The organism is Paractinoplanes globisporus DSM 43857, assembly GCF_000379645.1.
In the GTDB taxonomy this organism is placed as follows: Bacteria; Actinomycetota; Actinomycetes; order Mycobacteriales; family Micromonosporaceae; genus Actinoplanes; species Actinoplanes globisporus.
Genome location: NZ_KB903327.1, coordinates 1 through 13,298, shown reverse-complemented (window position 1 = coordinate 13,298; position 13,298 = coordinate 1). Strand labels below are relative to the sequence as shown.

Genomic DNA, 13,298 nt, shown 5'->3' with positions numbered 1-13,298 from the left:
CTAGCTTCAGGCCGCCGAAGAGGGTGGTTTCGCTCGGCCTTCACGAAGGGGACTTGCCGATGTCACCGATCGATCCGCAGGGTGAAGTTCCGGTGTACGACCTGGTGGGAGTCGGTTTCGGTCCGTCCAATCTGGCGTTGGCGATAGCCGTGGAGGAGCACAACGGGCGCGCCGGCCAGGATCCGGTCACCGCGGTTTTCCTGGAACGCCAGCCCTCGTTCGGCTGGCACCGCGGGATGCTGCTGGAGGACGCCACCATGCAGGTGTCGTTCCTCAAGGACCTGGTCACCCTCCGGAACCCGACCAGCGAGTACAGCTTCCTCTGCTACCTGAAGGACCGCGACCGGCTGATCGACTTCATCAATCACAAGAACTTCTTCCCGCTCCGCGTGGAGTTCCACGACTACCTGGAGTGGGCGGCGGCCAAGGTGGATGACATGGTCCAGTACGGCCACGAGGTCGACGGGGTCGTACCGGTGGTCCGCGACGGCGTGGTCGAGGCGTTCGACGTGCTCGTCCGGCACGCGGGCGGGGTCGGTTCGTACCGGGCGCGCAATCTGGTCGTCGCGACCGGGCTGCGCCCGCAGATCCCGGCCGGCGTCGATTCGTCCGGGCGGATCTGGCACAGCCGCGACCTGCTCACGAACATCGGCCGGCTGGACGGCACCGACCCGTCCCGGTTCGTCGTGGTCGGCGCCGGGCAGAGCGCCGCCGAGGTCACCGCGTTCCTGCACGAACGGTTCCCGCGGGCGGAGGTGTGCGGGGTGTTCTCCCGGTACGGCTACTCGCCGGCCGACGACAGTTCGTTCGCCAACCGCATCTTCGACCCGGCCGCGGTCGACGACTACTTCGCCGCCCCGCCGGAGATCAAGACCATGCTGATGAACTACCACAGCAACACGAACTACGCGGTCGTCGACAACGACCTGATCGAAGAGCTGTATCGGCGCTCGTACCGGGAAAAGGTCAATGGAACCCGGCGGCTGTGGCTGATCAATGTGTCCCGGCTGGCCGGAGCCAAGGAGGGGCGGAACGGCCGGGTCGAGGTGACGATCGAGACGCTCACCACCGGCGCGCGGTCCACCCTCGAGGCGGACGTGCTGATCTGTGCCACCGGATACCAGCCGGTCGACCCGTTCCCGCTGCTCGGCGCCGCCGCCCGGCACTATCGGCGGGACGAGTTCGGCCGGGCCGTGGTCGAGCGCGACTACCGGCTCGCGGCCGGCCCGTCGGTCACCGCCGGTGTTTACCTGCAGGGCGGCACCGAGCATTCGCACGGCATCACGGCGTCGCTGCTCTCCAACGCCGCGGTCCGCTCCGGCGAGATCATCGAGTCGATCGCCGCCCGGCTCGGCGCGGACCGGCCGCTCGCGGTCGCCGCTCGCGCCTGACTCGGCCAATCCTCGCCCGCGCGGTCACCGCGGTGGCCCACTGACGCGCTGTAACGGGGAGGCGACGCGATCCGCCACCACAAGGTATGGCCGTATCACCTTTCGAGGGGGTCGTCATTGTCCTTTCGGATGGGTTACGGCGGCATGCCCGTTGGCACATCCGCATGGTTGACGGACGGTGGGCTCCGAGCCGGAGCGCTAGCGTGGCCGGATTCCAAGGCGCTCCACTAACCGTTTCACGCCTCACCGGAAATGTCAGACGGTCTGAACTCTGCGGCTGTTGGAGGTTGGGTGCAAAGGACGAGCCTGAAGCTGGACGAAGCTCGTCCGAGTACGCGTGGGCGTAATCGCTACTTCGACCTGCTCCGGGCCGGCGCGCTGATGCGGGTCATCGTCTACCACACGGTCGGCTGGCCGTGGCTGCATCTCCTCGTTCCGGCGATGGGTGTGATGTTCGCGCTGGGCGGGTGTTTGATGGCCAAATCGTTGGACCGCCAGCCGCCGGTGCGGGTGGTGGTGTCGCGGATGCGCCGGCTGCTGCCCCCGGTGTGGGCCTTCGGGATCCTCGCCATCGCGATGGGGTGGGTCGCCGTCGGTGTGGGCCGGCACGAGTGGATCCACCTGCTGTACTGGCTGGTGCCGCTGCGTGATCCCGAGTCGCATGCGGTCGGATTCGGGTATGTCGACATCCTTTGGTATGTCCGTACCTATTTATGGTTCGTCATTCTCTCCCCGGTGCTGCTGATGGCCTTTCGGAAGGCTCCGGTGGCGACCCTGGTCGCGCCGCTCGCATTGTTGCCGGTGGCGGCATTGACATCGCTTTTCACCTCGGCCGGGCGTGGGGCCGTCACCGACATTCTCGGTTTCGGCACATGCTGGACGCTGGGCTTCGCCGCGTATGACGGTTTCCTCGCCGCGCTTCCCGTTCTGGTGTGCGGTGTTGTCGTCGCCGCGCTGAGCGCGGTGGGTCTGACCCTCGAGGTCGCCTATCCGTTCGCCGGGTCCGGGGGTTCCGGGCCGGTATTCGTCGGGTACGCGCTGTTCTCCGCGGCGTGGGTGCTGGTTTTGATGCGGTGGAACCCCGACATGTCGTGGATGAGGAAGAGCGGCTGGCTGAGGAGAGCGGTCGCGATCATCAACGCGCGCGCCGTCACCATCTACATCTGGCACGACGCCGCCATCGCCGTCATCGCGATCTTCGTCCACGCGACGCGGATGCACGTCTCGCGCGTCGCCGAGCTTCCGGCCGTCCTTCTGCTCACCGCGCTCGCGGTGCTCGCCCTCGGCTGGGTCGAGGATCTCGCGGCCCGCCGCCAGCCCGTGCTCCTGCCCCGGGCGGGCTGACCCGCCGGCCGAATATTACCAACGGTGGCTATTGAAATTTGCGTCCGTCGGGCGCAGGCTCCTTGTTAACGCAAGCTTGCGCTAGCGAAAACCGGACCGGGCCTCAGCTGAAAGGAATGACGACAAGGAGGTCGAACCATGCGCACACCCCACCCCGGCGCGCCGCTCCGGGCGTCGGTCATCTTCCTCGCCGTCGGTGCCATGCTGCTCGCCGGCAGCCCGGCACAGGCGTTCGGATGGACCACCGTTGCCAGCCCCAGCGAAACGCCGGGCGACAACTACCTATACGGCGCCGACTCGTCGGACTCGAGCAACGTCTGGGCCGTGGGGGTTGTCTATCCGCCGACCGGCGGCAGCTCGCACGACCTGGCATTGCGGTACGACGGGACAGCATGGCGCTCGGTCCCGCGCACCGGTCTGCCCGGCGATGACACGCTCCGCGGCGTCGACGCGGTATCGGCCGGCGACGTCTGGGTGGTCGGCGACCATCGCGCCGGGATCGGCCGCTACGAAACCATGGCGGCCCACTGGAACGGGACGACCTGGTCCCGGGAGCCCACCCCTAACGGCAACCCGAGCGGCATGAACAACGTCTACGGCGTCGCGGCCACGGGCGGCACGGTGTGGGCGGTCGGCACGTATGTCGACCCGAGCGCGCCGGCCAACCGGCGGAAGCTGATCCTGCAGCGCGCGGGCGGTAGCTGGCGCGTCTCCCCAGCGCCGACGGTGGCGGCGTACGAGAGTCTCGTGGCCGTCGATGCCACCGGACCCGCCGACGCGTGGGCGGTGGGCTCTGCCACCACCGACATCGCGAGTGCGACGCTGACGCCGCTCACCCTGCATTGGAACGGCACCGGCTGGGTCTCGATCACGCTGCCGGCCCCGATCGGCACCGCGCTGACCGGCGTCGACGCGCGGACGCCCGGCGACGTGTGGGCGGTCGGGTCAACCTCCGGCGCCATCGGCGCGCAGCCCTACGTCGCGCATTTCGACGGCACGTCCTGGCGTCGCGTGACCACGCCGGCCATTGCGGGCGGCGGTGCGCTCACCGACGTGGTGGCGCTGTCGCCGTCGGCCGTCGTCGCGGTCGGCCGGTCCAACGGCGCCCCGATGATCCTGCGCTGGGACGGCGGGTCCTGGATCCGGGAGACCACTCCGGCATCGTCGAACCCCTTCCTCACGGGCGCCGCCGCGGCCGGTCCCGGCTCCGTCTGGGCGATCGGGTATCGCTTCGAACTGAGCGCGTACGCGAACCGGACGCTGACTCTGCTCGGCGCCTGACGCCCGTCCGGGCGGCGGGCTCCCGGTCCTCGGCTGCCCGCCGCCCGGCCATGCCCGGGCTGACGGCAGAACCCAGAATCCTGGGATGGAGGTCGCCGGTACCGCGCTCCACGCTGAACGGGACCAGTTGAGCCCGGCCAAGCGAGGAGGAGAAACACCATGCGGGATCACATCCGGACGGGAACGGACAACCGGCTCGGGACGGACGTCGGCGAACGTCGGCGCGGGCGGTTTCTCGGTGTGCGGTCTGTCCTGCCGCCGGCGGCGGTTGCCGTGGTGGCGCTTGCCGCACCTGCCACCGCCGCGCAGGCGTCCGCGGCGCAGGCGTCCGCCGGCAACGCCCGTCCATCGGCCGCCGCCGCGGCGCAGGCGATCGGACCCGACGGCATCCCGGTCGCGGAGCTCGCGGCGACCTGCCATTACCGGGTGAACCACTCCGGCGGCATCCGCATCTACCGGCAACCGGCCGTCGGCGCCTCGTGGGGGAGTTTCGCCAACGGGGCGACGTTCTACAGCACCTGCGCCAACGGGGGCGGCCAGGTCTACACGGACTGCCCGGGCCCGCTGCTGTCGTTCCAGTGGAAGACGGTCGGCGTCAGCGGCGGCCACACCGGTTACGTCAAAACCAAGTGCCTGGTCCGCATCTGAGGGGGATGCGTTTCTCACGGTCCTCTCATCGGGGGCGGGCCAGCGTTTCCTCGACACCCTGATGTGGAGGGAACGAGATGGCACTTCGACGGCAAAGCCGCAGCCCGGTCGCGGCCACCCTGGCGGTCCTGGCCGTCAGCGTGGTCGCGCTTGCCGCCTGCGGCAGCAACAGTGGCGGCAGCACGACCGGCGCATCGGGCAAACCGGTCAGCGGTGGGACGCTCAAGCTGCTCGGCAGCAGCGACGTCGACCACCTGGACACGGCCAGCGCCTATTACACGGCCAGTTACACGCTCGAGCGCACGTTCGCCCGGCAGTTGTTCTCCTATCCGGCATCGGCCGACACCGCGACGGCGAACACGCCGGTGCCCGATCTGGCGACCGAGATGCCGACCAAGGCGAACGGTGGCATCAGCGCCGACGGCAAGACGTACACGATCCATCTGCGTACGGGCGTGGATTGGAACACCACCCCGGCCCGCGCGGTCACCGCTCAGGACGAGGTTCTGGGTCTCAAGCGGCTGTGCAACCCGGTCAGCCCGGTCGGCGCGCCCGGCTACTACGAGAACACCATCGTCGGGATGAAGTCCTACTGCGACGGCTTCGCCAAGGTGCCGGGCACCGCGTCGGCGATCGCGGCATACATCAACGGCCACCAGATCTCGGGAGTGACCACGCCCGACGCGCAGACGGTCGTCTTCACGCTGCTGCAGCCGGCCAGCGACTTGGTCAACATCCTGGCGATGCCGTTCGCGTCGCCGGCGCCGAAGGAGTACCTGCAGTACGTGCCGGACTCGGCGGCGTTCCGGCAGCACACGATCTCCGACGGGCCCTATCAGGTCGTCGGCTACACGGCGAACCAGAGCATCACGCTGGACAAGAACCCGGCCTGGACGCAGGCCTCCGACCCGATCCGGCACCAGTACGTCGACCACATCGACATCACCGAGGGCCAGGACGCCGGGCCGGTGCAGCAGCAGATCCAGGCCGGCACCGCGGACCTCGAATGGGACACCACCGTGCCGACGCCGAACATCCCGGCGCTGCAGGCGGCCAAGGACGCCCGGCTCGGCCTGTACCCGGCCCTGGACACCAACCCGTACCTGGTGTTCAACCTGCAGAGCCCGACCGCGAAGGGCGCGCTCAAGAACGTCAAGGTCCGGCAGGCCATCGAGTACGCGATCGACAAGACCGCGATCGGCCAGGTCTACGGCGGCCCGGCCCTCAACACCCCGCTCGACCAGGTCATCCCGCCCGGCAACGTCGGATACCAGCAGTTCGACCTGTACCCGACGGCGAACAGCAAGGGCGACCCGGCCACCTGCAAGTCGATGCTGGCCGCGGCCGGTTACCCGAACGGCTTCACCATCACCGACGTCTACCGCAACGCCGGCAACCACCCGGCCGTGGCGCAGGACATCCAGGCCGACCTGAAGGCGTGCGGCATCACCGACAAGCTCGTCCCGGTCAACCAGGGCGACTACTACGGCAAGTACCTGAACAGCCCGAGCGCCGCCCAGCGCGGTGTCTGGGACATCAGCGAGCCGGGCTGGGTGCCCGACTGGTACGGCAACAACGGCCGCGCCATCATCGAGCCGCTGTTCGACGGGCGTAACTACGGCCCCAACTCGGTCGACTACGGCGACTACAACAACCCGGCCGTCAACTCGCTGATCGACAAGGCCCTCGCCGCGCCGGACGAGAACACCGCGGCCACCTACTGGCACCAGGCCGACATGCAGATCATGAAGGACGCCGCGATCGTCCCGTTCCAGACCCAGAAGACCGCCCTGTACCGGTCGTCCCGGGTCCAGAACGCCATCTTCCTGCCGTTCAGCCAGGCGTACGACCTCACTCAGATCTGGCTCAGCCCGAACAGCTGACGGCCCGCGGAAGGCCGGATCCGGGGGTGTCCGGCCTTCCGCGTGCGCAAGGAATGCGTACGAAGGGAAAATGGTCGTGAATTTGCTCGAGGTCAATGGTCTGACCGTCACCTTCCCGACCCCCGACGGCCCGGTACGCGCGGTCCGGGGCATCTCGTTCGGCGTCGACCGCGGCCGGACCCTCGGCATCGTCGGCGAGTCGGGCTCGGGCAAGAGCGTGGCCGCGCTGACCCTGCTCGGGCTCACGCCGGGCGCGAGCGTCGGCGGGCAGGCGCTGTTCGGCGGCGACGACCTGCTGGCCATGAGCGAGCCGGAGCTGCGGGCCGTGCGCGGCGCCCGGATCGCGGTGGTCTTCCAGGACCCGCTCTCCAGCCTGCACCCGATGTACCGGGTCGGCTGGCAGATCACCGAGGCGATCCGCGCACACACCCCGGCGAGCCGGCGCGCCGCCCGCGAACGCGCGATCGAGCTGCTCGGGATGGTGGGCATCGCCCAGCCCCGGCGCCGGATCGACGACTACCCGCACCAGTTCTCCGGCGGCATGCGCCAGCGCGTCATGATCGCCATGGCCCTCGCGCTCGGCCCGGACCTGGTGATCGCCGACGAGCCGACCACCGCCCTGGACACGACGGTGCAGGCCCAGATCCTCGACCTGCTGCACCGGCTGCAGCAGGAACTGGGCATGGCGCTGATCATCATCACCCACGACCTCGGGGTCGTCGCGCAGACCGCGGACGAGGTTCAGGTGATGTACGCGGGCCGGATCGCCGAGACCGCGGACCGGCGCACCATCTTCTACCGCGCGCACCATCCGTACACCCTCGGCCTGCTCGGATCGGTGCCGTCGGCGGCCGGTCGGGGCCGGCTCACTCCGATCGCCGGGCAGCCGCCCAGTCCGATTCGGCTGCCGTCCGGCTGTCCCTTCCATCCCCGCTGCGCCTACCGGATGGACCGCTGCACCGTCGAGGAGCCGCCGCTGCTGACCGTCGGCGGCGGGCCGGGGCATCGGTCGGCGTGCTGGCTGCCCGTCGACGCCCGCCGGTCGGAGGTAATGGTATGACCGACAACGAGGTACTTTTGCAGGCCATTGACGTGGTCAAACATTTCGCCGTACGGCGGCGTGGACCGCACGTCCGGGCGGTCGACGGCGTCAGCCTGACCGTGCACAGTGGGGAAACAGTCGGCCTGGTCGGCGAGACCGGCTGCGGCAAGTCGACCCTGGCCCGCTGCATCGCCCGGCTGTACGAGCTCAGCTCCGGCCGGGTCGTCTTCGAAGGGCGGGACATCACCCGGCTGTCGCGGCGGCGGCTCGCCCCCGTGCGCCGGAACCTGCAGATGATCTTCCAGGATCCGTACGGGTCGCTGAACCCGCGCCGCCGGGTCGGATCGATCATCGGCGACCCGCTCGCCATTCACGACGTCGCCGACGGCCGCGACCGGCGGCGACGGGTGCAGGAGCTGATGGAGCTGGTCGGGCTCAACCCGGAGCACTACAACCGGTATCCGGCCGAGTTCTCCGGCGGGCAGCGCCAGCGCATCGGCGTCGCCCGCGCGGTCGCGCTGCGGCCCCGGCTGATCGTGTGCGACGAGCCGGTCTCGGCCCTCGACGTGTCCATCCAGGCGCAGATCATCAACCTGTTGGACGATCTGAAGGACCAGCTCGGCATCGCGTACGTGTTCATCTCGCACGACCTGTCGGTGGTGAGGCACGTCAGCGACCGGGTCGCGGTGATGTACCTCGGCCAGATCGTCGAGACCGCGGCGGCCGAGGACCTGTACGCGCGGCCACGGCATCCGTACACGGTGGCGCTGCTGTCCGCGACCCCGGTCGCCGATCCCGATCTGGCCGACCGGCGCACGCCGATCCTGCTGACCGGCGACGTTCCTTCGCCGGTCGACCCGCCGTCCGGGTGCCGGTTCCATCCCCGCTGCCCCAAGGCGCGGGAACGCTGCCGCATCGAGGCGCCGGCGCTCGAGTCGCGTACCCCCGGGGAAGACACGCATCTGACCGCCTGCCACTTCCCGGTGCACGACCCCGCCGAGCTGATGGCGTCATGAGTACCGTCCCGCTCGAAACCGTGGCCGCCGATGCCGTGCCCGCCATCGAGGGACGGGCGCCGCTGCGGCTCGCCATGGACCGGCTGCGCCGCGATCGGGTCGCGATCGCCTGCGCCGTCGTCATCCTGCTGCTGGTCGTCACCGCCCTCGCCGCGCCGCTGATCGCCCACCTGACCGGGCACGACCCGACGACCCAGTACCGCGACACGGGACTGACCCCGGCCGGGCTGCCGGTCGGGCCGAACCGGCAATTCTGGTTCGGCACCGACAATCTCGGCCGCGACGTGTTCATCCGGGTCGTCTACGGCACCCGCATCTCCCTGCTCGTCGGCGTCGTCTCCACCGTGCTCGCGATCGTCGCCGGTGTCGTGGTCGGGGTGACGGCCGGCTACTTCCAGGGCGCCGTCGACACGGTCCTGGCCCGGTTCATGGACGTCGTCCTGTCGCTGCCGTTCCTGCTGTTCGCGATCGCGCTGGTCGCCGTGGCCGGGCCCAGCATCGTGGTGTCGGTCTGTGTCATCGCGTTCTTCTCGTTCGCCGCCGTCGGCCGCATCGTCCGCGGCCAGACGCTGTCGATCCGGGAACGCGAATACATCGAGGCGGCCCGCTCCCTCGGCGCGAGCGACCTGCGCATCATGGCCGTCGACGTGGTGCCCAACCTGATCGCTCCGGTGATCGTCTACACCACCCTGCTGATCCCGACCGCGATCGTCTTCGAGGCCACCCTGTCGTTCCTCGGCATGGGCGTGGTCCCGCCCACCCCGACCTGGGGCAACATGCTGTCCGACTCGCTGCAGTACTACCAGGTCGCCTGGTGGTTCATCCTCTTCCCCGGTCTCGCGCTGCTGATCACCACTCTCGCCTTCAACCTGCTCGGCGACAGCGTCCGCGACGCGCTCGACCCGTCCACGTTCACGTCCGCTTCTGTGAAGAGCCGATCATGATCCGGTTTCTGGTACGCCGCGTTCTGTTCGGGATCCTGGTCCTCTGGCTGATCAGCGTCGCCGTGTTCGTGCTGTTCTTCGTCGCCCCGCACGACCCGGCCCGGGCCATCGCCGGCCGGCAGGCCACCGCCGAGACGGTCGCGCTGGTCGAGCACCGTCTCGGCCTCGACCAGCCGGTGCTCACCCAGTACTGGCATTTCCTCGTCCGGCTGGCGCACGGGGATCTCGGCTACTCCTACTACAACTCCGAACCGGTCCGGTCGCTGATCGTCGCCCGCCTGCCCGTCACGCTGTCGCTCACCCTCGGCGGCGCGATCCTGTGGCTGCTGCTCGGCGTCGGCATCGGGATCGCCTCGGCCCGCCATCCGCGGTCCCTGCTCGACCGGTCGGCGACGGTGTTCGTGCTCGGCGGGCTGTCGATGCCGACGTTCCTGGTCGGGCTGCTGCTGCTCTACTTCTTGTTCTTCCGGCTCCACCTGCTCGGCGTCGACGCCTTCCCCGGCGGCGGGTACGTGCCCTTCACGCAGAGCCCGGCCCAGTGGGCGCAGCACCTGATCCTGCCGTGGCTCACCCTGGCCCTGGTCTCGGCGGCCACCTACTCCCGGCTGACCCGCGGGTCCCTGCTCGAGGTGTTCGGCGAGGACTACGTGCGCACCGCCCGCGCCAAGGGGATCACCGAGCAGCGGGTCGTCTACCGGCACGCGCTGCGCAGCGCGCTCACCCCGGTCGTGACCCAGCTCGGCATCGACGTCGGCGCGCTGCTCGGCGGGGCGATCATCACCGAGAACGTATTCGGGCTGCCCGGCCTCGGCCAGCTCGCCGTGCAGTCGGTGGTCACCCAGGACCTGCCGGTCATCGTCGGCATCGTCCTGGTCGCCGCGTTCTTCGTGGTCGCCGCGAACATCGTGGTCGACTTCCTCTACGCGGTGCTGGACCCGCGTGTGCGCCGCCGCTAGTCGTACACCCTCAGGCTTGGGGGTCGAGTCGGTAGCCGGCGCCGCGCATGGTCCGGATCGTGTCCCGCCCGAACGGCCGGTCGACCTTGTCGCGCAGGTAGCGCACGTACACGTCGACGACGTTCGACCCGCCGTCGTACGCGAAATCCCAGACATGCTCGATGAGGTACGTCCGGGAAAGGGTCTCGCCCGCGCGGCGCATCAGCTCGTGCAGCAGGGCGAACTCCTTGGCCGACAACGCGATCGGTGTCGTGCCGCGGAACACGGTACGGCTCGCAGGGTCGAGCACGAGATCGCCGACGCGCACCTGCGTCGGCCGTTCCAGCGGTTCCCGGCGCAGCAGAGCCCGCACCCGGGCGAGCAACTCGTCCAGGGCGAACGGCTTGGTGAGGTAGTCGTCGGCGCCGGCGTCCAGGCCGCGGACCTTGTCGGCCGTGTCGCCGCGGGCGGTGAGCATCAGCACCGGCATCCACCGGTCCTTCGCGCGTACCTGCCGGCACACCTCGAACCCGTCCGGCGCGGGGATCATCGCGTCCAGCACCACGACGTCGTACGGCGTCTCGACTATGGTCCAGACCGCGTCGACGCCGGTGCCGACCGTGTCCACGGCGTAGCCCTCGCGGCGCAGGCCCCGCGTCAGCATGGCGGCCATCGCCGGATCGTCCTCGACCACCAGGACTCTCATGCGGCCCAGCCTAGGACCGGGATCAACCGGGGCGGCCCGGCCGCGAGGTCAGCTCCGGCGCGGCGCATGGCCCGCCCTCTCGGCGACCGCGGCGATCCGCGCGATGTCGGCGTGCAGCTGTCCTATCTGCTCGCGCAGGTCCTCGGCGACGGCGGCCGCCCGGCGGGCATGGTCGAGGTGGTACAGGGCCAGCTCGACCGCGATCCGCTCGGCCCGGCGCACGCCCAGCAGCACCAGCGACACCTCGACGAGCGCCACCGCCGACAGGCCGGCCACGAGCAGCGCCCGGGTGCCGGCGTCCCGGCCGGGCAGCAGCGCCACCACGGCGCCGGCCACCACGACGCCGGTGATCATGATCAGGAACGGCCAGGATCCCGCCACCCCGAAGAGCCGGTCGGCGGCGCGTTCACCCGGTCGCAGCCGGACGCCGGTGCGGACCCCGGGATGCTGGTCCCAGCCCTTCCGGCCACCGACGCGGATCGGGTCGAATCGGGTGCTCGGATCGGTCGGCGTCATGTAGGTAAGCCTGGTCCGCCCGCCATGAGAGGATCGTGAAGATCGGTGGAGGTGACGCTGGTGCGGCTGGTTCCCGCCTCCCTGCGCGCGCGGCTGGCGCTGCTGTTCGGGGCGGGCACTCTCGTGGTGCTGCTGGTGGCGTTGTCGCTGCTCTATGTGGCGCTGGACCGGCAGCTCGCGGGCGCGGTCGACGCGGATCTGGCCGGCCGCGGCGACGACCTGATGGCGAGCGTGCGGGCGCACGATCTGACCGTCGTGACCGGGGACCCGATGGCGCAGCTCTACGACCGCGACGGCACACCGATCGCCACGTCGGTGTCGATCGCCGGCCGGGTCCTGCTGACTCCGGCCCAGGCCCGCGAGGTTCGTGGTGTCACGGCGACCAGCCGGACCCTGCCGTTGGGTGCGGCCGGCCGGCCGTTGCGGGTACGGATGCTGTCGCAACCGGTCGGCCGGACAGGGCAGGTGCTGACCGTGGCACTGCCGTCGGCCGCCGTGGAGAAAGCCGGCGACCGGCAGCTGATCGTGCTGGCGGTGGCGACCCCGCTGCTGATCGCGGCGCTGGCCGGTCTGGGCTGGCTGCTGCTGCGGGCGGCGTTGCGCCCGGTCGACGTGCTGACCCGCGAGGCCGCCGCCATCTCGACGCTCGACTCCGACCGCCGCCTGCCGGTGGTGCGCGGCGACGACGAGATCGCCCGTCTCGCGGCCACCCTCGACGGGATGCTCGCCCGTCTGTCGGTCGCGTTCTCCCGGGAGCGGGCGTTCGTCGACGATGCCAGCCACGAGCTGCGCAGCCCGATCGCGGTGCTGCGCGGCGAGATCGACCTGGCCCTGGGCGCCGTCGACGACCCCGACGAGGTCCGCGAGTCGCTGCTGGCGGCCCAGGGCCAGGTGATCCGGCTGGGGCGGCTCGCCGAGGACCTGCTCCTGCTGGCCCGGGAGCGGGCCGGAGTCCTGGTGGTGCACAGCGTTCCCGTGGACCTGACCGACCTGGCGATCGCGGAGACCACACTGCTGGAGTCAGTGACCGGGTTGAGTTTCGACGTCGCCGGCGGCCCGGTGGTCGTCGAGGCCGACGCCGACCGGCTGCGCCAGGTGCTGACCAATCTGGCCGTCAACAGCGCCGCGGCCGGCGCCGCCGCGGTGCGGATCACCATCACCGCCGACCAGCAGTGGGCCCGGGTCGAGTGGGCGGACGACGGTCCGGGCTTCCCACCGGCCCTGCTCGCCGCCGCGTTCGAGCGCTTCGTCCGCGGCGATCCGGCCCGAAGCGGCGCCTCGGGGGCGGGCTTGGGGCTCTCCATCGTGCGGGCCGTGGTGGCCGCGCACGGTGGCTCCGCCCAGCTCAGCAACGGCGGCCCCCTGGGCGGAGCGGTCGTCACCGTGCAGCTGCCGCTCGGCTGAGCGGCCGGCCCGGTCTTTCGGTGCCTGCCGGTCAGGTCAGACTGTCGCGCCGCGCGACGGGGTCTCGGGGTGGGGGCTGCCGCGCCGCGCGATGGCGTCTCGGGTCGGGCTGCCGCCGCGCGATGGCGTCTTGGGTGGCGGCTGTCGCGCCGCGCGACGGTGCCGTACCTGGGGCTGCCGCGCCGCGC

12 protein-coding genes are annotated in these 13,298 nt (G+C 70.5%); 10 read left to right on the top strand and 2 right to left on the bottom strand.

Annotation, left to right across the window (positions count from 1 at the left end):
* Positions 1-59 precede the first annotated feature (59 nt).
* The 9 genes from A3CQ_RS0136900 to A3CQ_RS0136860 all read left to right on the top strand — a co-directional run bounded on the left by A3CQ_RS0136900 (position 60) and on the right by A3CQ_RS0136860 (position 10,505).
* Entirely contained in the window at positions 60-1,391 is a 1,332-nt protein-coding gene (locus A3CQ_RS0136900; RefSeq protein WP_020515986.1) for a lysine N(6)-hydroxylase/L-ornithine N(5)-oxygenase family protein, read from the top strand.
* Between the two features lie 291 nt (positions 1,392-1,682).
* Positions 1,683-2,735: an acyltransferase family protein gene (locus tag A3CQ_RS0136895; protein WP_063713651.1), complete on the top strand. Its 1,053-nt coding sequence runs from the start codon at positions 1,683-1,685 to the stop codon at positions 2,733-2,735.
* 138 nt (positions 2,736-2,873) lie between these two features.
* Entirely contained in the window at positions 2,874-4,016 is a 1,143-nt protein-coding gene (locus tag A3CQ_RS58085; RefSeq protein WP_020515984.1) for a hypothetical protein, read from the top strand.
* Between the two features lie 159 nt (positions 4,017-4,175).
* Positions 4,176-4,664, top strand: a complete 489-nt coding sequence (locus tag A3CQ_RS61305) for a hypothetical protein (RefSeq protein WP_020515983.1) — start codon at positions 4,176-4,178, stop codon at positions 4,662-4,664.
* A gap of 77 nt (positions 4,665-4,741) precedes the next feature.
* On the top strand, positions 4,742-6,547 hold the full coding sequence (locus A3CQ_RS0136880) for an ABC transporter substrate-binding protein (protein WP_020515982.1): 1,806 nt from the start codon (positions 4,742-4,744) through the stop codon (positions 6,545-6,547).
* 70 nt (positions 6,548-6,617) lie between these two features.
* A complete protein-coding gene (locus A3CQ_RS0136875; RefSeq protein ID WP_020515981.1) occupies positions 6,618-7,607 on the top strand; it encodes an ABC transporter ATP-binding protein in 990 nt (329 codons plus the stop codon).
* Positions 7,604-8,605 (top strand): ABC transporter ATP-binding protein, encoded by a 1,002-nt coding sequence (locus tag A3CQ_RS0136870; protein ID WP_020515980.1) that lies wholly within the window; start codon positions 7,604-7,606, stop codon positions 8,603-8,605. The genes A3CQ_RS0136875 and A3CQ_RS0136870 overlap by 4 nt, the downstream gene beginning before the upstream one ends.
* Positions 8,602-9,549, top strand: coding sequence for an ABC transporter permease (locus A3CQ_RS0136865; RefSeq protein WP_020515979.1), 948 nt, complete (start codon positions 8,602-8,604; stop codon positions 9,547-9,549). The genes A3CQ_RS0136870 and A3CQ_RS0136865 overlap by 4 nt, the downstream gene beginning before the upstream one ends.
* Complete coding sequence (locus tag A3CQ_RS0136860) at positions 9,546-10,505, top strand: ABC transporter permease (RefSeq protein ID WP_020515978.1); 960 nt, start codon at positions 9,546-9,548, stop codon at positions 10,503-10,505. Before A3CQ_RS0136865 ends, A3CQ_RS0136860 begins: the two co-directional genes overlap by 4 nt.
* A gap of 10 nt (positions 10,506-10,515) precedes the next feature.
* Here the strand turns inward: A3CQ_RS0136860 and A3CQ_RS0136855 are convergent, their stop codons facing one another.
* Together A3CQ_RS0136855 and A3CQ_RS0136850 are read right to left on the bottom strand one after the other, a co-directional pair.
* Positions 10,516-11,190: a response regulator transcription factor gene (locus A3CQ_RS0136855; protein WP_026206623.1), complete on the bottom strand. Its 675-nt coding sequence runs from the start codon at positions 11,188-11,190 to the stop codon at positions 10,516-10,518.
* 48 nt (positions 11,191-11,238) lie between these two features.
* Positions 11,239-11,706 carry a hypothetical protein gene (locus tag A3CQ_RS0136850; protein ID WP_020515976.1) on the bottom strand — a complete coding sequence of 156 codons (468 nt, stop codon included), beginning with the start codon at positions 11,704-11,706 and terminating at the stop codon, positions 11,239-11,241.
* Between the two features lie 45 nt (positions 11,707-11,751).
* Between A3CQ_RS0136850 and A3CQ_RS0136845 the strand changes: the two genes are divergently transcribed.
* Positions 11,752-13,110, top strand: a complete 1,359-nt coding sequence (locus A3CQ_RS0136845; RefSeq protein WP_020515975.1) for a sensor histidine kinase — start codon at positions 11,752-11,754, stop codon at positions 13,108-13,110.
* Positions 13,111-13,298 lie beyond the last annotated feature (188 nt).

Bases quoted from the DNA above. Each gene is read 5' to 3' on its own strand.
- A3CQ_RS0136900 (WP_020515986.1), top strand. From the start codon at position 60: ATGTCACCGATCGATCCGCAGGGTGAAGTTCCGGTGTACGACCTGGTG.
- A3CQ_RS58085 (WP_020515984.1), top strand. From the start codon at position 2,874: ATGCGCACACCCCACCCCGGCGCGCCGCTCCGGGCGTCGGTCATCTTC.
- A3CQ_RS61305 (WP_020515983.1), top strand. From the start codon at position 4,176: ATGCGGGATCACATCCGGACGGGAACGGACAACCGGCTCGGGACGGAC.
- A3CQ_RS0136880 (WP_020515982.1), top strand. From the start codon at position 4,742: ATGGCACTTCGACGGCAAAGCCGCAGCCCGGTCGCGGCCACCCTGGCG.
- A3CQ_RS0136875 (WP_020515981.1), top strand. From the start codon at position 6,618: ATGGTCGTGAATTTGCTCGAGGTCAATGGTCTGACCGTCACCTTCCCG.
- A3CQ_RS0136870 (WP_020515980.1), top strand. From the start codon at position 7,604: ATGACCGACAACGAGGTACTTTTGCAGGCCATTGACGTGGTCAAACAT.
- A3CQ_RS0136865 (WP_020515979.1), top strand. From the start codon at position 8,602: ATGAGTACCGTCCCGCTCGAAACCGTGGCCGCCGATGCCGTGCCCGCC.
- A3CQ_RS0136860 (WP_020515978.1), top strand. From the start codon at position 9,546: ATGATCCGGTTTCTGGTACGCCGCGTTCTGTTCGGGATCCTGGTCCTC.
- A3CQ_RS0136855 (WP_026206623.1), bottom strand. From the start codon at position 11,190: ATGAGAGTCCTGGTGGTCGAGGACGATCCGGCGATGGCCGCCATGCTG.
- A3CQ_RS0136850 (WP_020515976.1), bottom strand. From the start codon at position 11,706: ATGACGCCGACCGATCCGAGCACCCGATTCGACCCGATCCGCGTCGGT.